Origin of the sequence: Micromonospora humidisoli (genome assembly GCF_016900955.1) — a bacterium.
GTDB classification, from domain to species: Bacteria; Actinomycetota; Actinomycetes; order Mycobacteriales; family Micromonosporaceae; genus Micromonospora; species Micromonospora wenchangensis.
In genome coordinates, this window is the sequence record NZ_JAFEUO010000010.1 from 145485 (window position 1) to 168780 (window position 23296).

General features: G+C 71.9%; 16 protein-coding genes. 10 read left to right on the top strand and 6 right to left on the bottom strand.

The annotated features are described in order from the left end of the window. Positions 1 to 61: 61 nt before the first annotated feature. From JQN84_RS29010 to JQN84_RS29020, 3 genes are read right to left on the bottom strand one after another with little or no spacing between them, the layout of a single operon-like run. A complete protein-coding gene (locus JQN84_RS29010; protein ID WP_204961767.1) occupies positions 62 to 1099 on the bottom strand; it encodes an ABC transporter permease in 1038 nt (345 codons plus the stop codon). Next, positions 1092 to 2633 carry a sugar ABC transporter ATP-binding protein gene (locus JQN84_RS29015; RefSeq protein WP_204961768.1) on the bottom strand — a complete coding sequence of 514 codons (1542 nt, stop codon included), beginning with the start codon at positions 2631 to 2633 and terminating at the stop codon, positions 1092 to 1094. Before JQN84_RS29015 ends, JQN84_RS29010 begins: the two co-directional genes overlap by 8 nt. Further along, on the bottom strand, positions 2630 to 3697 hold the full coding sequence (locus tag JQN84_RS29020) for a sugar ABC transporter substrate-binding protein (protein WP_204961769.1): 1068 nt from the start codon (positions 3695 to 3697) through the stop codon (positions 2630 to 2632). Before JQN84_RS29020 ends, JQN84_RS29015 begins: the two co-directional genes overlap by 4 nt. A 479-nt stretch (positions 3698 to 4176) precedes the next feature. Between JQN84_RS29020 and JQN84_RS29025 the strand changes: the two genes are divergently transcribed. From JQN84_RS29025 to JQN84_RS29035, 3 genes are read left to right on the top strand one after another with little or no spacing between them, the layout of a single operon-like run. Continuing rightward, positions 4177 to 5823 carry an amino acid adenylation domain-containing protein gene (locus tag JQN84_RS29025; RefSeq protein WP_204961770.1) on the top strand — a complete coding sequence of 549 codons (1647 nt, stop codon included), beginning with the start codon at positions 4177 to 4179 and terminating at the stop codon, positions 5821 to 5823. Then, positions 5820 to 7157: an FNR domain-containing protein gene (locus JQN84_RS29030; RefSeq protein ID WP_372446022.1), complete on the top strand. Its 1338-nt coding sequence runs from the start codon at positions 5820 to 5822 to the stop codon at positions 7155 to 7157. The genes JQN84_RS29025 and JQN84_RS29030 overlap by 4 nt, the downstream gene beginning before the upstream one ends. Before the next feature lie 16 nt (positions 7158 to 7173). Continuing rightward, entirely contained in the window at positions 7174 to 7938 is a 765-nt protein-coding gene (locus JQN84_RS29035) for an enoyl-CoA hydratase-related protein (protein WP_204961771.1), read from the top strand. A 43-nt stretch (positions 7939 to 7981) separates the two neighbouring features. Here the strand turns inward: JQN84_RS29035 and JQN84_RS29040 are convergent, their stop codons facing one another. Together JQN84_RS29040 and JQN84_RS29045 are read right to left on the bottom strand one after the other, a co-directional pair. Then, the gene (locus tag JQN84_RS29040; protein ID WP_204961772.1) at positions 7982 to 8662 is read right to left on the bottom strand and encodes a response regulator transcription factor; all 681 of its coding nucleotides are present in this window, start codon (positions 8660 to 8662) and stop codon (positions 7982 to 7984) included. Positions 8663 to 8717: 55 nt separating this feature from the next. Further along, the gene (locus tag JQN84_RS29045) at positions 8718 to 10043 is read right to left on the bottom strand and encodes a sensor histidine kinase (protein WP_281896239.1); all 1326 of its coding nucleotides are present in this window, start codon (positions 10041 to 10043) and stop codon (positions 8718 to 8720) included. A gap of 499 nt (positions 10044 to 10542) precedes the next feature. On the opposite strand from JQN84_RS29045, the gene JQN84_RS29050 reads away from it, so the two are divergent. Continuing rightward, positions 10543 to 12075, top strand: coding sequence for a non-reducing end alpha-L-arabinofuranosidase family hydrolase (locus JQN84_RS29050; protein ID WP_204961774.1), 1533 nt, complete (start codon positions 10543 to 10545; stop codon positions 12073 to 12075). Between the two features lie 295 nt (positions 12076 to 12370). Here the strand turns inward: JQN84_RS29050 and JQN84_RS29055 are convergent, their stop codons facing one another. Next, positions 12371 to 15925 carry a ThuA domain-containing protein gene (locus tag JQN84_RS29055; protein ID WP_204961775.1) on the bottom strand — a complete coding sequence of 1185 codons (3555 nt, stop codon included), beginning with the start codon at positions 15923 to 15925 and terminating at the stop codon, positions 12371 to 12373. Positions 15926 to 16447: 522 nt separating this feature from the next. Here JQN84_RS29055 and JQN84_RS29060 point away from each other — a divergent pair. The 6 genes from JQN84_RS29060 (at position 16448) to JQN84_RS29085 (ending at position 23292) form a co-directional block, all read left to right on the top strand. Next, positions 16448 to 17953, top strand: a complete 1506-nt coding sequence (locus JQN84_RS29060; RefSeq protein ID WP_204961776.1) for a sugar ABC transporter ATP-binding protein — start codon at positions 16448 to 16450, stop codon at positions 17951 to 17953. A gap of 55 nt (positions 17954 to 18008) precedes the next feature. Next, positions 18009 to 18983: an ABC transporter permease gene (locus JQN84_RS29065; RefSeq protein ID WP_204961777.1), complete on the top strand. Its 975-nt coding sequence runs from the start codon at positions 18009 to 18011 to the stop codon at positions 18981 to 18983. A 2-nt stretch (positions 18984 to 18985) separates the two neighbouring features. Continuing rightward, positions 18986 to 19969 (top strand): ABC transporter permease, encoded by a 984-nt coding sequence (locus JQN84_RS29070; protein ID WP_204961778.1) that lies wholly within the window; start codon positions 18986 to 18988, stop codon positions 19967 to 19969. A 12-nt stretch (positions 19970 to 19981) separates the two neighbouring features. After that, positions 19982 to 21166: a substrate-binding domain-containing protein gene (locus JQN84_RS29075; protein ID WP_307821473.1), complete on the top strand. Its 1185-nt coding sequence runs from the start codon at positions 19982 to 19984 to the stop codon at positions 21164 to 21166. A gap of 5 nt (positions 21167 to 21171) precedes the next feature. Then, positions 21172 to 22041 (top strand): sugar phosphate isomerase/epimerase family protein, encoded by an 870-nt coding sequence (locus JQN84_RS29080; RefSeq protein WP_204961779.1) that lies wholly within the window; start codon positions 21172 to 21174, stop codon positions 22039 to 22041. A 171-nt stretch (positions 22042 to 22212) separates the two neighbouring features. Further along, complete coding sequence (locus JQN84_RS29085) at positions 22213 to 23292, top strand: cellulose binding domain-containing protein (protein WP_204961780.1); 1080 nt, start codon at positions 22213 to 22215, stop codon at positions 23290 to 23292. Positions 23293 to 23296 lie beyond the last annotated feature (4 nt).

Here is a 23296-nt window from a genome sequence, read left to right on the forward strand (position 1 = left end):
GTCGGATGCGTCGGCGGCCCGCCTCGTGGGCGGGTCGCGCGGGGTCCGGCCGGTGGGCCGGTCAGGTCTGCGCCTTGCCACCGGTGATGCGGGAGACCACCAGGGCGACCAGGATGACCGCGCCGTTGAGGAAGTTCGTCCACTGTGCGGGCACCCCGGCCAGGGTCAACACGTTGATGATCAGGAAGAGCAGCAGGACGCCGGTGAACGCGCCGAAGACACTGCCCCGGCCGCCGTTGAGGCTGACCCCGCCGATCACCGCCGCCGCGAACACCTGGAAGATCGCGCCGTCGCCCTGGGCCGCCGGCACCGCCGCCAGCCGGCCGCTGATCAGCAGGCCGGCCAGGGCGGCGAGCACGCTGGCCACGACCAGCGCGACCCACAGCACCCGGTCGGTGCGGATGCCGGCGGCGCGGGCCGCGTCGGCGTTGCCGCCGATGGCGTACAGGGCGCGGCCGGCGCGGGTGTGGCCGAGCACGACGATGCCGGCGGCGAACAGCAGCAGCGACACCCAGATCGAGGCCGGCACCCCGAGCCAGCTCGTCGAGCCGAGGTACGTCATCGAGCCGGGCAGCGCGAAGAAGGTCTGCCCGCCGGAGATGCCGGTGAGCAGACCCCGCAGGATGATCAGCATGCCCAGCGTGACGATGAAGCCGTTGAGGCCGAACCGGACGATGAGCAGCCCGTTGAACGCCCCGACCAGCGCCCCGACCAGCAGTGTCACCGGCACCGCCCAGGCGTCCGGGAGCAGGCCGAGCCCCAGCCCCCGGGTCAGCTCCGGGTCGACGACCAGCCAGGCGGCGATGCCCGGGGCGAGCCCGAAGGTGGACTCCAGCGACAGGTCCATCTTGCCGGTGATCAGCACGATGGTCTGGGCCAGCACCAGGATCGCGATCTCCGACATGCTCTGCAGCACGTTGAGGATGTTGTCGGTGCTGAGGAAGACCGGGCTGATGATCCAGCCGACGATCGCCACCGCGACGATCGCCGGCACCAGCGCCAGGTCACGCAGCCGGGCGACGGCCAGGCGCCGCGACGACGGGCGGGTCGGCGGGGGTGCCGACGCCGGCACCGTGCCGGTGGACAGCGTGTCAGACATGGTGGAGGTCCACCCCTTCCATGGCGGCTACCAGATCGTTGTCGCTCCAGCCGCGGGCCATCTCGGCGACCACCCGGCCCTGGAACATCACCAGCACCCGGTCGCAGATGCGCAGGTCGTCCAGCTCGTCGGAGACCACCAGCACGGCGGTGCCCCGGCGGCGGACATCCTCGACGACACCGAGCAGGGTCTGCTTGGACCGCACGTCGACCCCGGCGGTGGGCGTGATCAGCACCAGCAGCCGGGGATCGTTGGCCAACGCCCGACCCATCACGACCTTCTGCTGGTTACCGCCGGACAGGTCGGCCACCGGCGTCTGCGGCCCGGCCGCCTTGATCGTCAGCGCGGCGATCGTCTCGCGGGCCAGGGCGTCCCGGCGGGCCCGGGAGACGAGTCCGTAGCGCCCGACCCGCTGCGGCACGGTCATCGTGACGTTCTCCGCGATCGACAGCGCCGGCACCAGGCCCTCCCGGTGCCGGTCCTGCGGCACCAGCCCCACGCCGGCGGCGAGGGCGTCGGGCACGCTGCCCGGCCGCAGCACCCGACCGGCCAGGGCGACCGACCCGGCCACCGGGCGGGTCAGACCGACGACCGCCTCGGCGACCTCGACCTTGCCGCTGCCGCCACCACCGGCGATGCCGACCACCTCGCCCGCCCGAGCCCGCACCGACAGCCGGGCCCCGGACGCGGTGACCAGGTCCCGCACCGCCAGCAGCACCGGCGCGTCGGACGCCGGCGGCCGGTGGTCGGCCGCCGGCATGCTCACGTCCTCCCCGGTCATCGCGGCGACCAGCGCCTGCCGGCTCAATCCGGCGACCGGGGCGGTGCGGATGTGCCGGGCGTCGCGGAAGACCGTCACCCGGTCGCACAGGTCGTAGATCTCCTGGAGGTGGTGGCTGATGAACAGGAACGTCACCCCCTGCGCGCGCAGGTCCCGGATGCGGGTGAACAGCCGGTCGATGCCGGCGGCGTCGAGCTGGGCTGTCGGTTCGTCCAGGACGATGAACCGGGCGCCGAAGGACAACGCGCGGGCGATCTCCACGAACTGCCGCTGCTCGACCGAGAGCGTCGCGGCCGGCTGGCGGACGTCGACGTCGACCGACCACTGCGCCAGCAGGTGCTGCGCCTCCCGCCGCAGGCTCGACCAGCGGATCAGGCCGGCCCGGGAGCGGGCGTGCCGGTTGAGGAACAGGTTCTCCGCCACGGTGAGGGTGGGGATGATCGTCGACTTCTGGTAGACGCAGGCGACGCGCTGCCGCCAGGCGTTCCGGTCGGCCAGCGGCGGCGCGGGACGGCCGCCGAAGGCGACCACCCCGTCGTCGGCGGCCAGCAACCCGGTCAGGATGCCGACCAGCGTCGACTTGCCCGCGCCGTTGCGGCCCACCAGCGCGTGCACCTCGCCGCGCCGGACCGTGATCCCCGCTGCGGACAGGGCGAGCGTGGAGCCGAAGCGCTTGGTGATGTCGACCGCCTCGACGACCGGTGGGTCGACGTCGGCCGGTGCGCCCTCGGGGTGGTACGGGGCGGTGGTCATCCCTGTCGGCCCCACAGCGAGGGGTCGTCGTACCGCACCGTGGGTTGACCGGCGACCGGTGCGCCGTCCAGGGTCACCAGGGGTGCCGGGAGCTGGTCCTCCAGCAGGCCGTCGCGTACCTGGATGATGGTGCTGCCGTGGTCGGTGGGGCCGGGTCGGAACGTCTTTCCCTCGATCGCCGCCTTGGCGTACTCCAGCCCGTAGCGGGCGTACAGGTCGGCGGGCTGGCTGACGGTGGCGTCGATCAGGCCGTCGCCGATGTTCTTCAGCTCCTCGGGGATGCCGTCGTTGGACACCACGAAGACGTGCTTCGGGTCGGTCGGTGGCACCTGCAGGCCGCGCTGCTTGAGGATCTGCAGGGTGCCCGACAGCGCGAACGACGACTGCATGTAGACACCCCGGACGTCCGGGTCGGACGCGAAGCGGGTCTGCAACTTCGACGCCGCGACGTCGGCCTTCCAGTCGGTCGCCTCCCCGAAGACCTTGATCCCGGGGAACTCCTTGGCCATGCACTCGCTGAACGCCTCGGTGCGGTCCCGGCCGTTGATGGAGTCCAGGCCGCCCTGGAGCATGACGACCTTGCCCCGGCCACCGAGCTTGCTGCCCAGGAACTGGCAGGCCTTCGTCCCGTACGCCCGGTTGTCGGCGCGGACCACCATGAACACCGTGCCGGTGTCGGGCCGGGTGTCGATGGTGACCACGGGGATCTTGCGGCTCTCCAGCTGGGCCAGGGTCGGCGCGATCGCGGCGGTGTCCTGCGGGGCCATCACCACCCCCTTGACGCCCTGGCTGATGAAGGTCTGGGTGTTCGAGATGAGGTTGGCGATGTCGTTCTGCGAGTTGGTGGTCTTGAGGTCGATCCCCAACTGCCCGGCGGACTGCGGCACGTACCTGATGTAGGAGTTCCAGAAGTCGGTGTCCGAGCGGGGGTAGTCGACCCCGATGAGCGGCTTGCCGCCGCCCGCGCCGGTCCCGGCCCCCCGGTCACCGCAGCCGGCGGTGAGGGCGGCCGTCGCGCCGAGCAGCACCGTCAGCCCCGCGCTCACCAGACGTCCGTGGTTCATCGTGTTCGCTCCGTTTCTGCGGGAGTGGCCCGGCGGGTCCGGCCGCCGCCGGATGCCGGGTGCGGGGACGGGACGGGACACGGAGACCCTCCGTGGGTGGGAGGTGGGGTGGTGCCGGCATGCACGGTCGAGACATCAGACGTTAGAGTTTCCATTGTGTAACGTCAATGCCTTGACATCGGCTTCCACGTGCGGCCGAGGGCGGCCTGTCGGGGTCTGGCACCCGCGCTGCGGCGGTAGACGTCGTACCAATGCCGCGTCCGCTCGGACGCCCTCGGCTCCGGTGTGCCACGGATGGTGGCGGAGGTGGCCGCGCCCCGATGAACGTTACCGCGAAATCAGTAGTTTTCCGGCGTGTCGTCCGCGCCTCTGCCGCCCGGTCGGCTGCCGCGCCACGGGTCTAAGAGATTTCCCATTTGCATTGGCCAGCATCGATTCCGATCGCCGCACAGGGCGGCCGGTAAGAACAGGAGCGGCCCATGTCCGTACGACAGTCCACCGACGACACCGCCATCCACCAGGTCGGCCTCCTGACCGCCGGGCCGGACGGCTGGCGGACGAGCCTGCTGGACCACCTCCCACCGCGCGACCGGCGGCTGTTCCACCGGTTCGGCCAGGGGCCCCGGGTGCCCGCCCCCGAGCTGCGCATCCACCAGGCGTTCGCCAGGTGGGCCGCCACCACGCCGGACGCCGTCGCCGCCGAGCACCTCGGGGTACGGATCGGCTACCGCGAACTGGACCGCCAGGCCAACCGGCTCGCCGCCCACCTCGTCGCCCTCGGCGTGCGCACCGGCGACACCGTGGGCGTGTTCACCAGCCGGTCGCTGCCGATGCTGGTCGGCATCCTGGCCACCCTCAAGGCCGGGGCGGCCTACGTACCGCAGGACGTCCGGATCGCCCCCGCCGCGCAGTTGCGCCAGGTCGCCTCGACCGCCCGCTGCCGGGTGCTGCTCACCACCGCGGCCACCCTGGACGCGGTGCCGGAGCTGCCCGGTGTGCCCCGGCTCGCGGTCGACGAGCTGATGGCCGAGCCGCTGCCACCCGGCGGGCACCTCACCGCCCCCGTCCCGGACCGTCCGGTACGCGCCGACGACGGCTGCTACGTGCTGTTCACCTCGGGTACCACGGGCACCCCCAACGGCGTCACCGTCACCCACGGCAACGTCGCCAACATCCTGCTCACCGCCCCGGGCGACCTGGGGATACGGCCCGGACAGACGGTCGCCCAACTGCTCAACATCGCCTTCGACATGGCCGCCTGGGAGATCCTCGGCTGCCTCGCCAACGGCGGCACCCTGCTCGTGCGCGACGGGGACCTCACCGCCACCGCCGCCCGGGCCGACGTGGTGGTCGCCACCCCCTCGGTGCTCGCCCGGATCGACCCGGACCGGTGCGCCGGGGTGCGGGTGGTCGCGGTGGCGGGGGAGCCCTGCCCGCGTCCGCTGGCCGACCGGTGGGCCGCCGGCCGGGTGTTCTACAACTGCTGCGGGCCGACCGAGACCACCATCGTCAACACCATGCACCGGCACCGGCCGGGTGCGCCGCTGACCATCGGCCGACCGACCCCGAACAACACCGTCTACGTCCTCGACGCCGACGGACGGCCCTGCCGCATCGGTGAGGTGGGCGAGATGTGGGCCGGTGGCGACTGCGTCTCCGCCGGCTACCTGGACAACGACGCGCTCAACGCCGAGCGGTACGCCCCGGACCCGTTCCTCGGCGGCGACCGGCTGATGTTCCGTACCCGTGACCGGGGCCGCTGGCGCGCGGACGGTGAGCTGGAGCATCTCGGCCGCACCGACGACCAGGTGAAGGTCAGGGGTTTCCGGGTGGAGCTGGACGCGGTCTCCACCGTGCTGGAGACGGTGCCGGGCTGCCGGCGTGCGGTCACCCTGCGGGTCACCGACCGGGACCTGGTCTCCTTCGTCGCCCCCGCCGAGCTGGACCCGCAGCGGTGCCGGGAGGCGGTGGCCGCGGCGCTGCCCTACTACTGCGTGCCGGCGGCCGTGCACCCGCTGCCGGAACTGCCGATGACCGGCCGGGGCAAGGTCGACCGGGACGCGTTGCACCGGCTCGCCCTCGACCTGCGGTGGCAGTGGGCCCACGTCGAGGAGGCGGCGGCGTGAGCACGACCGGTCTGCGACCCGCGTCGACGCCGCCGCGCACCGGCCCGGCGGGTGTCCCCGACGACACGCTTCCCCCGCCGGTGTCGACGCTGCGCCGGGTGCTGGCCCATCCCCGGTTCATGCACCACCACCGGCTCGTCGCGGCGGTGCTCGCCGGCAACACCGCGCTACTGGCGTACGGGCTGGCCGCCGGCTGGTGGCCCGGCCCCGGGGCCGCCGATGCGCTGGGAGCCGCCGCGCTGGGCAACGTCGCGCTGGCCGTGCTGATCCGCCAGCAGTACGTGATCAATCTGCTGTTCCGGCTGGCCACCCGGGCACCCACCAGCTGGCCGCTGCGGGTGCGGGCCACGTTGGGCAAGGTCTACCACTTCGGTGGGCTGCACGTCGGCGCGGCGCTGGCCGGCACCGCCTGGTTCCTCGCCCAGCTCGGCGCGTTGACCGTGCGCGGCGGCCCGGCGGGGGCACTGGTCACCGGGTACGCCGTGGCCGTCCTGCTGCTGGCCGTCGTCGGCACCGCGCTGCCACCGGTGCGCTCCCGCCGGCACGACCTGTTCGAGCGCACCCACCGCCTCGGCGGCTGGGCGGCCCTGCTGCTGCTCTGGGCGCAGGCCGGTTTCCTGGCCGGAGGGCCGGCCGCGCTGGCCACCTCCGTGCCGGGCGGGGTGCTCGCGGTGCTGACCGTCAGCATCGCCCTGCCCTGGCTGCGGCTGCGCCGGGTGCCGGTGCTGGTGCAGCGTCCGTCCTCGCACGTGGCGCTGGTCCACTTCGACCACGGGGTGACGCCGTTCCCCGGCTCGTCCACGGCGGTCAGCCGCAGCCCGCTGTGGGAGTGGCACTCCTTCGCCAACGTGCCGACACCGGGTCGTAGCGGGTTCCGGCTGACCGTCAGCCGGGCCGGTGACTGGACCGGCCGGTTCGTCGACGACCCGCCGCGCCGGGTCTGGGTGAAGGGGATCAGCACCGCCGGGGTGGCCAACATCGAGACGCTGTTCCGCCGGGTGGTGTACGTGGCGACCGGCAGCGGGATCGGCCCGGTGCTGCCGCACCTGCTGGCCGGGCAGGTGCCGGCGAAGCTGGTCTGGGTGGCCCGCCGGCACCGGGAGACCTTCGGCGACGACCTGGTCGACGAGATCCTCGCCCACCAGCCCGACGCGTTGCTGTGGGACACCGCCCGCGACGGCAAGCCCGACATGCTGCGGCTGGCCTGGCAGGCGTGCCGCCGGTACGACGCCGAGGCGGTCATCTGCATCTCGAATCGCCCACTGACCTGGCAGGTGGTGCGGGGCATGGAGGAACGCGGGGTGCCCGCGTACGGCGCGATCTGGGATTCCTGAGGAGAGGGAGGCGACGATGAGGGTCACCGTGGAGAAGGACGACCGGGTGGTCACGGTGCGGTTGTGCCGGCCCGAGGCGCGCAACGCGCTGGACACGGCGCTGCTGACCGAACTGGTCGAGACGCTGCGCCCGTTGGACCGCGACCCGGGGGTGGGCTGTTTCGTGCTCACCGGCTCGGACGAGGTCTTCGCGGCCGGGGCGGACATCCGGGAGATGGCCGGGAAGTCCTTCCTGGACGTGGCGTTGGACGACCACTTCGCCGGTTGGGACGCGTTCGCTGCGCTGCGTACCCCGAAGATCGCGGCGGTGGCCGGTTACGCCCTCGGCGGCGGGTGCGAGCTGGCGATGATGTGTGACCTGATCTTCGCGGCGGACAACGCCCGGTTCGGGCAGCCGGAGCTGCGGCTGGGGGTGATGCCCGGCATCGGCGGCACCCAGCGGCTGACCCGGCTGATCGGCCCGGCCAGGGCGATGGACCTGGTGCTCACCGGTCGGCAGCTCGACGCGGCGCAGGCGTACCGGTGGGGCCTGGTGTCCCGGGTGGTGCCGACGGACCGGCTGCTGGCCGAGGCGAAGGCCGCGGCGGCGGTGGTGGCCGGGTATCCGAAGCTCGCGACGATGCTGGCCCGGGAGGCGGTCCGCCAGGCCGAGGAAGTGGGGGTGCAGGCCGGGGTGCTGTTCGAGCGGCGGGCCTTCCACGCCCTGTTCGCCACCGAGGACCAGCGCGAGGGGTTGGCCGCCTTCCTGGAGAAACGCCAGGCCCGGTTCGTGGGCCGCTGAGCCACCGCGCCGCCCGGGGCCCGTCGGGTCCCGGGCGGCCGGCTCACAGCGCGCCGATCTGGTAGCCGAGGCCGTGCACGGTGCGCACCACCCGGTCGCCGAGCTTGCGCCGCAGGTAGTGCACGTACGTGTCGACCACCGCCTCGGTGCGGTCCGCGCCGAACACGTGTCCGCGCAGCTGGCTGCGGCTGTGCACCATCCGGGGTTGGCTGGCGAGCAGCCGGATCAGCTCGAACTCCCGGCCGCTGAGCGTCACCTCCCGCCCGTCGGGCAGCCGTACCCCGCGCTGGGCCAGGTCGAGCTGACCGGCCCCGATGGGAATCAGTTCGGCCCCGTCGAAGCGGCGGCGGGTCAACGCCCGGACCCGGGCCATCAGCTCGGTCACCTCGAACGGTTTGGGCAGGTAGTCGTCGGCGCCCGCGTCGAGGCCCCGGATGCGTTCGTCGAGGTCGCCGAGCGCGCTGAGCATCAGCACCCGGGCGGCGACGGAGCGTCGCCGCAGCCGGACGAGCAGGTCGACCCCGTCGATGGCGGGCAGCCGCCGGTCCAACATGATCACCTGGTAGGGGCCGCGCAGCGCCAGGTGCAGACCCCGCTGACCGTCGCGGGCCAGGTCGATCGGGTACCCCGCCCGACGGAACAGCTCGACCAGCATGTCGGCCAGTTCCGCGTCGTCCTCGACCAGGAGCAACGGGCCGTGCGCCGGGGGTGACGGGTCGGTCATCCGTTCATGGTCGCACCGAAACGGCAGAAGGTTGACCGGTGGAATTTCTCGCCAGTCAGAATCTGCTGGTCGCGCGTTCCCCGCCCGCCCGGTCCCGGCCCGCCCACCAGCGCAGGGGCCACCGGCCGCCGACCGGGTCGCCGTCCGTCGGTGGGCCACCGGCCCGCCCCGGGTCGGCCACCGGCAGCCGTACGGTGAAGGTGGCGCCCGCCCCGGGCCGGCCGGTGGCGCTGATCGTGCCGCCGTGCGCGGTGACCACCTCGCGGACCAGCGCCAGCCCGAGCCCGGCCCGGCGGTCCCCGGCGTCGGGCCCCCGGTGGAACCGGTCGAAGATCCGGCCGGCGTACCGGGGGTCGAATCCCCGGCCGGAGTCGCTGACCAGCAGCTCGATCCGGTCCGCGCCGGCCGGGCGTAACCGCACCTGCACCCGCCCGCCGGCCGGCGTGTGGTGCAGGGCGTTCGCCAGCAGTTCCGCCACCACCCGGTGCAGTGCGGGCCCGACACCGTGCACCGGCACCGGGTGGTCCGCGCCGGTCACCCCGAGCGTCACCCCGAGGGCGGCGGCGCGCGGCGCGTCGGCCCCGATCGCCTCGACGACCAGCGCGGCGAGGTCGACTGTGGCCGGCGGCCGGGTCATCGCCGCCGGGTCGGCCAGCCGGGCCGACAGGAGCAACTCGTCGACGATCTCCCCGAGCCGCCTGGTGGTGTGCAGCAGCCGGTCCAGATCCTGCCGGTCCGCGTCGTGCGCCGCGCCGGTCGTCCGCTGGGCCAGCAACTGGGCCGCCGTGTGCACCCGGGTGATCGGGGCGCGCAGCTCGTGGCTCGCGTCGGCGACGAAGCGGCGTTGCCGGTCGAGCGCCTCGGCCAGCGGCAGCACCGACCGGCGACGTAGCCGCAGGTCGGTCGCGGTCGCCGCGACCAGGACGGCCAGCGCGGCGGTCGACACCGCCCACAGCAGGTAACGCCGTTCGGCGAGTTGGAAGCGGGCGTCGAAGACCACCTGGACGACCTCGCCGTCGCGCCACTGGGTACGCAGGTGGTAGACGGTGCCGTTGCGGGCGACCTGCCCGACCTGGGGGCGGCCGGTGCGGGCCACGGTGTGGATCGCCCCGTGTTCCGGGAACCCGGCCGGCGGCGCGCCACCGTGACCGGTGTCGCTCGCGCCGCCGAAGATCCAGGTGCAGCCGGACGGGTCGGCCGGGCGGCCGTGCACCATGGCCCAGTCCAGTTCGTGGCGGATCCGGGCCTGCTGGACGTGCACCAGGGCGGCGTAGCCGACCCCGCCGGCCACCGCCAGCAGAGCGACGACCAGCAGGCCGACGGCCAGCCCGGTCCGTGGCCGGGCGTGGGTCGCCGGCCGTGTCCGGCCGGTCAGCGGCACCGGGCCGCCGCCCCGTGCCCGCGGCTGCGACCTCGTCCACCTGCCCGGCCATTGACCCGCATTCATCGAAGATGGCACATCGCGCACCGGATCGGAAGGGATCTCCGTCGCCTGCCGGGCGGCGGAGGAGTTCCGGCGTCTCCCGAACCGGGGTACCCGGAGAGTGAGCGTTAACATCGCGGCCGTGAAGGTCGCCCCGTGGGTGGCCCCTGCCGCGCGGTGCGGACCTGGATGGGTGCCCGGGCCAGCTCTTGAGCCATCGGAAACCCTTTGGTAACATCGCCGGATCTGAATGGAACCCCTGCCGGTCCGTTCGCCTCCACCAAACCGATCATGCATGTGCCCGACTCCGCGCCGGTCGATGTGAGCGTTCACAATTGCCGGTCGTCTCCGGTTCCGTCCACGGAGCGCGGGTCGGTCAGACCACCCAGGCCCTCGGCGACGACGTCACCGGGGGCCGCCGCGCAGGGGCCACCCGTCCTCATGAAGGAGCACCCCCATGCACCTCCCGGCTGACCATCCCAGCCCGGCTCCCCGCAGTCCCGGCCGTCGGCGCTGGCTGCTGTCGGCGGCCACCGCGCTCGTGACCGCCCTGAGCGGTGGCGTCGTCGTCGCGGCCACCGAGACGGAGGCCGCCGCCGCCACGATCGACACCGGCGCGTCGTACGTGCTGGTCAACCGCAACAGCGGCAAGGCCCTCGACGTCTACAACCTGGCCACCACCGACGGGGCCCGGATCGTCCAGTGGACCCGTAACGACGGCAGCCAGCAGCAGTGGCAGTTCGTCGACTCCGGCGGCGGCTACTACCGGTTGAAGTCGAAGCTGTCCGGCAAGGTGCTCGACGTCTCCGGCAAGTCGACCGCCGACGGCGGACCGATCGTGCAGTGGACCGACAACAACGGCACCAACCAGCAGTTCAGCATCCAGGACATCGACGGCTACATCCAACTGATCAACCGGAACAGCGGTAAGGCCGTCGAGGTGCAGGGCGCGTCCACCGCCGACGGCGGCAACATCGTGCAGTACGCCGACTGGAACGGCACCAACCAGCAGTGGCAACTCGTCAAGCTCGGTGGCACCACCACCCCGCCGCCCACGACCCCGCCGCCGAGCGGCAACTGCACGCTGCCGTCGTCGTACCGGTGGTCGTCGACGGGTCCGCTGGCCACCCCGAAGTCGGGCTGGGTGTCGCTGAAGGACTTCACCGTCGCCCCGTACAACGGCAAGCAGCTCGTCTACGCCACCACGCACGACTTCGGCAGCTCGTGGGGGTCGATGAACTTCGGCCTGGTCGACAACCTCAACCAGCTCGGCTCGGCGTCGCAGAACACCATGAGCCAGGGCACCGTCGCGCCGTCGCTGTTCTACTTCGCACCGAAGAACATCTGGGTGCTCGCCTACCAGTGGGGCGGCGCGGCGTTCTCCTACCGCACGTCGACCGACCCGACCAACCCGAACGGTTGGGGCCCCGCCCAGACGATGTTCACCGGCAGCATCTCCGGCTCCGGCACCGGCCCGATCGACCAGGCCCTGATCGCCGACAGTCAGAACATGTACCTGTTCTTCGCCGGTGACAACGGCAAGATCTACCGGGCCAGCATGCCGATCGGGAACTTCCCCGGCAACTTCGGCTCCAGCTACACGACCATCATGAGCGACACCTCGGAAAACCTGTTCGAGGCGCCGCAGGTCTACAAGGTCGCGGGCCAGAACCAGTACCTGATGATCGTCGAGGCCCGGACCAGCTCCTGGGAGCGCTACTTCCGCTCGTTCACGGCGACCAGCCTGAACGGCACCTGGACGCCGAACGCGGCGACCTACAACAACCCGTTCGCGGGCAAGGTCAACAGCGGTGCCACCTGGACCAACGACATCAGCCACGGCGAGCTGCTGCGCACCAGCGCCGACCAGACCATGACCATCGACCCGTGCAACCTGCAACTGCTCTACCAGGGCCGGTCGCCCAGCTCCGACGGCGTCGACTACGGCCTGCTGCCCTACCGGCCGGGCCTGCTCACCCGGCAGCGCTGAGCAGGCGCACCGGCGGACCTCAGGGGTTCCTGAGGTCCGCCGGTGGCCCGGGACAGACCGGGCCACCGGAACGACCTGCGCACCACCGATCGGCAGGGCCCGCACCCCGGGCCCTGCCGATCACCGTCTACCCGCCGAAACCCTGGTCACGGGGTACCGACCTGTCGGCCCGGACCGGGATGGCCCGCCTACCGCCCGGGGTGGGCGGGGCCCGACGCGAGCGCAGAGGGCCGGCTCCGACATCCGGAGCCGGCCCTCCCGGCCTACCGCCGCCGCGACGGCGATGGACCGTTCGTCACACCTGGGTGAACCGCCACTGCTGGTTGCTCGCCCCGTGACAGGTCCACTGCAACAGGCGGGCGCCGTCGGTGGTGGCGGCGCCGTTGACGTCCAGGCAGAGCCCGCTCTGCACGTTGCGCACCGTGTAGACCCCGGCGGTCGTGGTCGCCGTCGCGGTGAACTTCTGCTGGTTGCCGTTGGTGCAGGTGGCCTGCTGGAGGAACGCCCCCGCGGTGGTGGAACCGCCGATCACCTCGGCGCACTTGTTGCTGTGCACCGCCTTGAGGTAGACCGCCCCGTTACCGGCGTCCACGGCCTGCCACTTCTGGTTGTTGCCGCCGGTGGCCGCCCACTGGGTGAGCTGCGCGCCGTCGGCGGTGGAGACGCCGCTGACGTCCATCAGCTTGCCGCTGTGCAGCGCGGTGAGCGTCCAGGTCTTCCCCGCCACGCCGGTGCCGGTCCCGGTGCCGGGCTGGCCGACCCCGTTGCCGCCGAAGGTGTGCGAGTCGAGGTCGAACCAGTTGTTCGTGCTGCCCTTGAACACCAGGTACAGCGGGTGCGTCCCGGACAACGCGGCCACGCTCACCGGCGCGGTGGACTGGTAGTTGTCCCAGCCCCCGGTGCTCGGCACCGGTGTGGTGGCCAGCAGCGTGCCGGTCGGCGAGTCGGCCCGCAGTTCGATCGTGCCGCCACCGGACGGCGACGACAGCCGGTAGCTGACCGTCGAGATGCCCGACAGGCTCATCGGGGTGAACGCGATCCAGTCGTTGTTGGAGATGTCACCGACCCGCTTGGTGCTCTCCGCGGCGGCCTGGTCGACCACCCGGATGCCGGACTGGCTGCTGAAGTACTCGGCCTGCTTGTGCTTGGGTTGCAGGATCGCCTGCGCGGTGCCGGTGAGCGGGGACGCGCCGCCGGGGCCGCCGCTGTCGGTGTAGCGGGCGTTGAGCACGTAGAACAGGTTCGCGCCGTCGGGGTGCCCGCCGAGCAGGTCGGTGGAGATGGTGCCCGAGCAGCCCGGGTACTCGGTGGTCTCGTGGGCGTGGTCGTCGTGGCCCAGCGCCGGGTTGACGACCACCTTGGTGCAGTCGACCGTGCCGCCGTCCGGGTCGGTGACGCTGATCTGGTACGACACCTTGTCGCCGAAGGTGAGCATGCCGCCGTTGGCCGGGGTGGTGATGGTGATCACCGGTGCGGTGTTCCCGACGGTGATCTGGACGTTGGCGAAGCCTGTCTTGCCCGTGTTGTCGGTGACCTTCAACTGCGCCGTGTAGTTGCCGTTGGTGGTGTAGACGTGCGACGGGTTGGCCGCCGTCGAGGTGGTGCCGTCGCCGAACGTCCACTGGTAGCTCAGCGTGTTGCCCGGGTCCGGGTCGGCCGTGCCGGCGCTGCTGAACTGGACGTTCAGCGGGGCGAGGCCGCTGGTGGGCGTCCCGACGGCCTTGGCGATCGGCGACCGGCCGCCCTGGATGTAGTCGATCCGGTAGAGCCCGGAGTCGCTGTTGCCGCCGCCGAAGTTGGTGCCCCACTCCAGTACGTAGAGCGAGCCGTCCTTGCCGAACTCCAGGTCCATCGGCTTGTTGAACCGCCCGCCGGGCAGGAACGTGTTGGTACGGGTCACCACCGTCGCCGAGTCGAAGTGCACCTCCTTGAGGTAGCTGCGCGACCACTCGTAGAAGAAGTGCACCCCGTCGTAGTAGGGCGGGAACTTGGTGGCCGACGGGTTCGCCGGGTCGTAGCGGTAGACCGGGCCACCCATCGGGCCGGAGCCGCCGGAGCCCAGCTCCGGGAAGTTCGGCGAGGTGCCGTAGCCGTACCACATGTTGGGGGCGACGACTGGCTTCAGGCTGGTCAGGCCGGTGTTGTTGGGGGAGTTGTTGACCGGGGCGTTGCAGTTGAACTTCGCGCCGACCACCCCGGTGTCCGGATTGAACGGCGCGTAGGGCTGGTTGTCGCCGTGGCAGAACGGCCACCCGTAGTTGCCTGGCGACTTGATCACGTTGAGTTCGACCAGGCCCTCGGGGCCGCGGTTGGTGGTGGGCGGGTTGCGGTCCGGCCCGTAGTCGGCCAGGTAGACCCAGCCGTTGGCCGGGTCGATCGAGAACCGGAACGGGTTGCGGAAGCCCATCGCGTAGATCTCCGGCCGGGTCTGCGCCGTACCCTGGGGGTAGAGGTTGCCGGTCGGGACCGTGTAGCCGCCGCTGTCCGACGGGCGGATGCGCAACAGCTTGCCCCGCAGGTCGTTGGTGTTGCCGGCGCTGCGGGCGGCGTCGAGGTTGGACTTGCCGGCCCGCCAGTCCAGCGGCGCGTAGCCCTGCCAGTTGGGGTCGAGGTTCGGCGGGGTGTCGTCACCGGTGCCGATGTAGAGGTTCCCGTCCGGGCCGAAGTCGATGTAGCCGCCGGTGTGGCCGGGCTCGGGGAAGGTGCGGTCCCGGTACGCCGGGATGTCGATGATCCGGGCCTCGGTGGACAGGTTGAGGGTGTCACCGGACAGCGTGTAGCGGGAGACGCGGTTGACGTCGGTGCTGCTGCTCGCCGGCGAGTGGTAGAGGTACACGTAGCCGTTGGTGGCGAAGTTCGGGTCGATCGCCATGCCGGTGAGACCGTCCTCGCCGCCGGTGTAGACGCTCAGGGTGGCGGCGGTGACGGTGCTGTTGGTGGCCGGCTTGAAGATCTTGACCTGGCCGCCGCGTTGGACGTACATGACCCGGCCGTCGGGCAGCACGTTCAGCGCCATCGGGTCGACCGTGTTGTCGTCCAGGGTGCGCTTCTCGAAGTTGCCCCACACGGTGCCGCCGCAGTCGCCGGGCAGGTTGCCGGCGGCCCACTTCACCCCGCCGAGCACGTGGTTGCGGAAGTTCGTCTCGCTGTAGGAGTCGATCGCGTGGCCCATCGCGGTGGCCCACACCCGCCCGCCGGCGGCGGTGCGGCACCAGGAGATCGGGTGGTCCGGGCCCATCGCCCGGGACCCCGGGTTGTACGTCCGCTCGTCGGCGGTCACCAACACGTGCACGTTGCCGCGCGGGTTGGTGTCGAAGTTGTACCACTCCTCGCTGCGGTTCCACCGGTCCGGCAGGCCGGTGGTCGACGGGTGCTGCTTGTCGGCGACGATGGCGGTGCCGGGCAGTACGCCGGGGGAGTGCTCGGGCATGTGGGCGCCGCCGTTGAGGGTCTGGTCCCACCAGGGGTACTCGCCCTCGATGCCCATGTCCAGGGCGTTGTGGATGCCGACGATGCCCTTGCCGCTGGCCAGGTAGCCCTCCACGGCCTGCCGTTGGGCCGCCGAGGTCCAGACCATGCCGGAGGTCTGGAACATGATGATCACGTCGAAGGTGGCCAGGTTGGCCGCGGTGAAGACGCTGGAGTCCTCGGTCTGCACCAGCTCGAAGTTGTTCGCCGCCGCCTGCTGCTGGAACATGCTGATCCCGGCGGGGATCGAGTCGTGCCGGTAGCCCACCGTCTTGGTGAACAGCAGGGCGCGGAAGGCCGGGGCCGCCGACGCGGGTGGTGCGAGTCCGAGCGACAGTAACAGCCCGGCGATCATGCCGATGAGCAACGTGGTGCGACGCATGCCGTCTCCTAGGTGTCGGCGGGAATTTCCGGTGGCGACCACGGCCCGTCCGCGCGTCCGGTGGACGCCGGGACGCGTGGCGGGCGCGGGCGTGCTGCCGGGGTCGGCGGGCCGTCCGCCGCAACGGCCGTCCGCCCCGCATTTCGTCGCGCAGAGTGACGTCGGTGATGTGCCCGCCCGGTGGGCCGCGAGGTCAGGATGGGTCAGTCATCGATAGCTGTCAATGGATGGGGTAAGGTTCGATGTTTCGACGATCCGGCTGCGGGCGCGCGTCGACCCTCGACCCGGTGTCGACGCTGCTCGGGTGCCCGGACCGGCGGCGCGCGAAGATCGAGGATTGTGGAGAAGCATCGAAACATCTATCTTCATACGTGTGATGTTTCGTCGATGTCAAGGAAAGTTTGCTCCTTGGCGACGTAAGCGCTCACGAGGGACAGCGAAAGTTCACCGTCCGGCAGTCCGACCGTGTCGGACGCGGAACATCGACCACGCCGATGACTACTTTCAGTGAGGGTTTCCGGGATGCCCGATCCGCCGCCGCTGCTGACCCTCCGGGGTATCGGCAAGTCCTTCCTCGGGGTACGCGTGCTCGACGGGATCGACCTCGACGTCGCACCGGGCGAGGTGCACGCCGTCGTCGGTGAGAACGGGGCCGGCAAGTCCACCCTCATGAAGATCGTCTCGGGCGGGTACGCCCCGGACACGGGCAGCATCGAGGTGGCCGGTGCACGCCGGGTCCTCCGGGGCCCCCGTGACGCACAGCGGGCCGGGATCGGCATCATCCACCAGGAGTTCAACCTGCTGCCGGAGCGTACCGTCGCCGAAAATGTCCACCTCGGACACGAGCCGGTGCGGCACGGGCTGGTCGACCGGCGGGCGATGCGGGAGCACACCCGCAGCCTGCTCGCCGCGATCGGGGAGACCGACCTGGCCGCCGACACCCGGGTGGGGCGGCTCGGCGTCGCCCAGCAGCAGGTCGTCGAGATCGCCAAGGCGCTCGCCCTGGACGCCCGGCTGCTCATCATGGACGAACCCACCGCCGCGCTGGCCGACCACGAGGTCGAGCTGCTCTACGGGCTGGTCCGCCGGCTCCAGCAGCGGGGCATCGGCGTGCTGTACGTCTCGCACCGGCTCACCGAGGTCTTCGACCTGTCCGACCGGATCACGGTCCTCAAGGACGGCCGCCTGGTCACCACCGTGGACACCGCCGACACCTCCACCGACGACCTCGTCCGGCACATGGTCGGTCGGGAACTGTCCAGCTACTACCCCGACCGGGCCGCCCCTGACGACCTCGGCCCGGTACGCCTGACCGTCCGCGGCGCGGGCAACCGGAAGCTGCGCGCCGTCGACCTGGACCTGCGGGCCGGCGAGGTGCTCGGCATCGGCGGGTTGCAGGGTTCCGGACGCTCGGCGCTGGCCCGTGCGCTGTTCGGCGTCTCCCCGTTCACCACCGGCGACGTGACGCTGGACGGCCGGCCGGTGCGGCTGCGTTCACCCCGCGCCGCCGTGCGGGCCGGCATCGCCTACGTCACCGAGGACCGCAAGGGCGAGGGGATCGTGCCCCGGCAGTCGGTGCTCGACAACGCGCTGCTCGCCGGCCGGGCCGTCTTCCCGGCCCGGTCCGGTCACGCCGCCCGCACCCGCCGGGTCCGTGACCTGCTCGCCGCCGTCGAGGTCCGCGCCGCCGGCGACGACCAGGAGATCCGTTTCCTGTCCGGCGGCAACCAGCAGAAGGTGGTGCTGGCCCGCTGGCTGGCGCTCGACCCCCGGGTGCTGCTGTTCGACGAGCCGACCCGGGGCATCGACGTGGGGGCGAAGTCGGCCATCCACGACCTCGTCCGCCGGCTGGCCCGCGACGGCGCGGCGGTGCTGATGATCTCCTCGGACCTGCCCGAGCTGCTGGGGATGAGCGACCGGATCGTCGTCATGCGCGACGGCCGGATAGCCGGCGAACTCCCCGCCGACGCCACCGAGGAGGACGTGGTGGCCCTCGCCGTCGGCCACGCCCCGGAGGCCGACCGGTGAGCGCGAGGAGTGAGCCGGGTTTGCGAGCCCCGCAGTCGCGAACGGAGACCGACCGGTGAGCGCCCTGTCGTTGTTGCCGGTCCGACGTCGGGTGCCGGGCGTGTTCGTGGCGCTGGGGCTCACCCTGGCGGTCGGCTGGCTGGTCGTCCTGGTCGACGGCGGGCAGCTGTTCAACCAGGCTACGACGGTGAGCCTGCTGCACGTCGCGGCCGGTCTCGGGCTCGTCGCCGTCGGCCAGACGCTGGTCATCCTCGGTGGTTCGCTGGACCTCTCCGTGGCGTACGTGATCAGTCTGAGCACCCTGGTCGCGGCCGAGACGATGAACGGCAGCGACGGCGCGCTGCTGCCGGCGGTCGGTCTGGCGCTCGCGGTCAGCGCCGGGGTGGGGCTGCTCAACGGGCTGCTCGTGACCCGGTTCCGGGTCAACGCGTTCATCGCCACCCTCGGCGTCGGGCTGCTGCTCAAGGGGTACCTCGACAGCAACTACGACGGCCCGGCCGGGACCACCTCGCCCGCGCTGGTGCAGTCGCTGGGCTACCAGCGGGTCGGCCCGGTGCCGCTGTCGTTCCTGCTGCTGCTGGCGCTGACCGGGGTGGTCTGGTTCGCGCTGGCACGGACCCGCTTCGGGCACCACCTGGTCGCCGTGGGCGGCGATCCGGAGGTGGCCCGGCTCTCCGGGGTCCGCAACGACCGGGTCCTCGTCGCCGCGCACGTGCTGTGCTCGCTGTGTGCCGGGCTGGCCGGGATCTACCTGGCCAGCCGGCTCGGTTCGGGTGCGCCCCGGGTGGGCACCGAGGGCCTCTACGACCTGGAGTCGATCGCCGCGGTGGTGATCGGCGGGACCGCGCTCGCCGGTGGGCGGGGCGGGGTCGTCGGCACGGTCGGCGGGGTGCTGCTGCTCGCCAGCATCGACGCGATATTCAACCAGCTTGAGGTGGACGCGTTCTTCAAGCAGGTGATCCGCGGCGTGGTGATCATCGCCGCGGTCGCCGTCTACGCCCGTCGGGCCCTGCGGAAGGCGGCGTCCTAGCCATGCAGCTCGTCCAGCGTCGTCCGTCGTCACCGCGTCGCGTCCGGCTGCGCCCCGGCGGGGTGCTGCCGATCCTGGCCCTCCTCGCGGTGCTGCTGGTGCTCGTCGGCATCCGGCAGCCCGACTTCCTCGACCCGCCGTCGCTGATGTCCTTCCTCGGCCGGTCGGCGCCGGTCATCCTGCTCGCCGCCGGCCAGTACTTCGTGATCGTCTCCGGTGAGTTCGACCTGTCGGTGGGCTCACTGGTCACCGCGCAGGTGGTGGTGGCGGCCCGGCTGATCGACAGCGATCCGGCCCGGACCTGGCCGGTGGTGCTGCTCCTGCTCGTCTTCGGCGCGCTGGTCGGGCTGGTCAACGGCCTGGTCACGACGCGCCTGCGGGTGCCGTCGTTCATCACCACGCTGGGCATGTTCCTGATCCTGGTCGGCGCGGTCTACCTGTGGTCGGACGGCGCGCCGAAGGGTGGCCTCTCCGAGGAGTTCCGCCGGTTCGGCAGGCGGGCGATCGAGGACGTGCCGCTGCTCGGCCGGATGCCGTACGCGCTGCTGGTCCTGGTGGTCGTCGCGGCGCTCGCGGTGCTGCTGATGCGGTCGGACTTCGGCCGGACCCTGCTGGCCGTCGGCGACAACCCGCGCACCGCGCAGCTGAGCGGGGTGCGCGTCTGGCGTACCCGGACGGTCGCCTTCGTCCTCAGCGGGCTCGCGGCGGCCGTGGCGGCGATCCTGCTCGGCGGCTACAGCGGGGTGTCCTTCCAGGCCGGGGCGGGCCTGGAGTTCGGGGCGATCACCGCGGTGGTGCTCGGTGGCGTGGCGCTCGGCGGGGGCCGTGGCTCGGTCGTCGGCGCGATGCTCGGCGCGCTCAGCCTCGAACTGCTCTTCGCCCTGATGAACTTCTACGGCGTCTCCGGCGCCCTCAGGTCCACCGTCCAGGGCGCGATCATCCTGCTCGCCGTGGCGGTCTCGGCTACCCGTTCTTCGTCACGATAAGGGGAAACCATAGTGCGACGTTGCCTGGCGGCGCTGGCCGCCGTCACCCTGCTGTCCCTGACCGCCTGCGCCACCGACGAACCGGGCGGAGGGCCGGGCGGCGGTTCCACCTCGGCCGCCGGTTCGGGCACCGGGGAGCAGTCGAAGTTCTTCGTGCAGGCCGACTACGACGCCGAGTTGGCGCTGCTCGGCGCGACCCCGACCGGCCCGGCGGACAAGCCGTGGGAGCAGATGCTCAACCCGACCATGGTGGACACCACGACGTTCAGGAAGGCCGGCCCGCACAAGCTCTGCTTCTCGAACGCGGCGCTGAACAACCCGTGGCGGCAGGTCGGGTTCAAGACCATGCAGGCGGAGGTGGCCGCGCAGGGCAGCCGGATCAGTGAGTTCGTGCACGTCGACGCCGAGGGCAAGGACCAGAAGCAGATCGCCGACATCAACGACCTGCTCGGCAAGGGCTGCGACGCGCTGATCGTCTCGCCGAACACCACCGCCACGCTGACCCCGGCCGTCGAGGCGGCCTGCAAGGCCGGCCTGCCGGTGGTCGTGTTCGACCGTGGGGTCAGCACGAAGTGCCCGGTGACGTTCATCAACCCGATCGGCGGTTACGGTTTCGGCCACGTCGGGGCGGAGTTCGTCAGCCAGAAGATCAAGCCGGGCGGCAAGGTCCTCGCCCTGCGCATCCTGCCCGGCGTCGACGTGCTGGAGACCCGCTGGTCGGCGGCGAAGGTCGCGTTCGACAAGGCGAAGGTCGACGTGGTGGGGGTCGAGTTCACCGACGGCGACCCGGCCAAGACCAAGAAGATCGTCGACGACTACCTCCAGCGGTACGGCACCATCGACGGCGTGTGGATGGACGCCGGCGCGGTCGCCGTCGCGGCCGTCGAGGCGTTCCAGGACGCGGGCAAGCCGGTGCCGCCGATCAACGGGGAGGACCAGCTCGACTTCCTGAAGGTGTGGAAGGACAAGGGCCTGACCGCGATCGCGCCGACGTACCCGACGTACCAGTGGCGTACGCCGGTCATCGCGGCGTTGCGCATCCTCGACGGGCAGCAGGTGGCCAACCCGTGGAAGCTGCCCCAGCCGACCATCACCCAGGACAACCTGGACCGGTACCTGGACCCGGGCATGCCGCCGCTGCACTACGCGATGTGCGGCTGCACCGACCTGCCCGGTTACCCGCAGCGCTGGAAGTAGGCCCGGTGTACGCGTTCGGGGTGAACCCCTGGGTGTGGGCGTCGCCCGTCGACGACGAGGCCCTCGCCACGCTGGTGCCGCGGATCGCGTCGTTCGGCTTCGACGCGGTGGAACTGCCGATCGAGCAGCCCGGCGACTGGGACCCGGCCCGGACCCGGGACCTGCTGGCCGCGCACGGTCTGGTCGCGGCGGCGGTCTGCGCGGTCACCCCGCCGGGGCGGGAACTGGTCGACGCCGCCCCGGCGGTGGTGGAGTCGACGGTGGCGTACCTGCGGGGGTGCGTGGCGGCTGCGGCGGCGGTCGGTGCGCCCTGCGTGGGCGGCCCGGTGTACGCCTCGGTCGGGCGTACCTGGCGGATGTCGCAGGCGGCGCGGGCGGCCTGCCATGCGGACTTCCGGCGGGCGCTGGCGCCGGTGGCCGAGCAGGCCGGCGAGTGCGGCGTGAGCATCGGGGTGGAGGCGCTGAACCGGTACGAGACGAGCGTGGTCAACACCGTCGGGCAGACGATCGAGCTGATCGACGGGTTGCCGTCGAGCGTCGGCATCATGATCGACACTTACCACATGAACATCGAGGAGTCCGATCCGTACGCGGCGCTCGCCGCCGCCGGCCCGTACGTCAAGCACGTCCAGGTCAGCGGCACCCACCGGGGTGCCCCGGGGTCGGACCACTTCGACTGGCCGCGGTTCTTCGCCGTGCTGGGGGAGACCGGCTACCGGGGTGCGGTCTGCATCGAGTCGTTCACGGCGGAGAACGACACCATCGCCACCGCGGCGGCGATCTGGCGTCCGTTGGCCCCCTCGCAGGACCGGCTGGCCACCGACGGCCTGCGACACCTGCGGGCGGTGACGGCGCGCGTCCCGGCCGGGGGATAGGGCGTTCGGGGCGGCCCGTCGGGACGTCTCGTCGGGGTGGCCGGACCATCGGCCGGCCACCCCGACGTCCTGCCGGCGGCAGGACTCCCGTCCTTGTCTTGACAAGGCGAGCGGGACCGCAGGACAGTCGTCGTACTTATTGATGCCCAACGATTTATGGCGGGGTGTGCCATGCGAAAATCGCTGACGGCGGTGGTCGCCGTCGTTGTTGCCCTGGTCGCGACGATGGCGGCGGTCTCGCACGCCGGTACGGCGAACGCCGCCGCCGGCTGCCGGGTGGACTACGTCGTCACCAGCCAGTGGACCGACGGCTTCCAGGCCGACCTCGTGGTCACCAACCTCGGTGCGCCGGTCAACGGCTGGACGTTACGGTTCGCGTTCCCCGCCGTCGACCAGCGGATCGCACAGAGCTGGAGCGCCACCTGGACCCAGACCGGCCAGCAGGTCAGCGCGACCAACCTCAACTGGAACGCGGCCCTCGGCACCAACGGCTCGGCGAACATCGGTTTCGTCGGTGCCTGGTTCCTCAGCAACCCCAAACCGGCGGCGTTCACCCTCAACGGCGTCGCCTGCACCGGCGGGGTGCTGCCCAGCATGACACCGACCGGGCCGACCACCTCGCCACCGGTCGCCGACTACCCGGCGATCGTCACCTGGCTCAGCCCGGCCGTCGGGGCGGTGTACACCGCACCCGGTCCCGTCCCGCTCGCGGCGACCGCGACCGTGGGCGGCGGCCACCACATCACCGGGGTGTCGTTCCGGGTGGACGGCGTCACGGTGGCCCAGGGCGTGCGGTCCGCCGGCGACCGGTACGACGCGTCGTGGACCCCGCCGGTCGGGGCCCCCGGGACCAGCACCAGCTACCTGCTGTACGTCTCCGCCGGCACCGACCAGTCGCTGTCCGGCGGTGCCCCGCCCCGGCTGATCACGGTGGTCACGCCCCCGACCAGCGGCACCAACCAGCCACCGAGGGTGGCGCTGAGCACCCCCGGCGGGCAGACCTACTTCCCCGGACCGACCACCGTCACGCTGACCGCCGACGTCACCGAGGTCGACGCCGGCGACGCGGTCGACCGGGTGGAGCTGTACCTCGGCGCGACCCGGTCGACCGCGACGCCGACCCGCAACGGACAGCGCTTCCAGTTCCAGGTCGACCTGGCGGCGGTCGGTTCGTCGACCTTCACCGTCCGGGCGTACGACACCCGCGGTGGCATCGGCATCTCCCACCCGCTGACCCTGATCGTCTTCTAGCTGG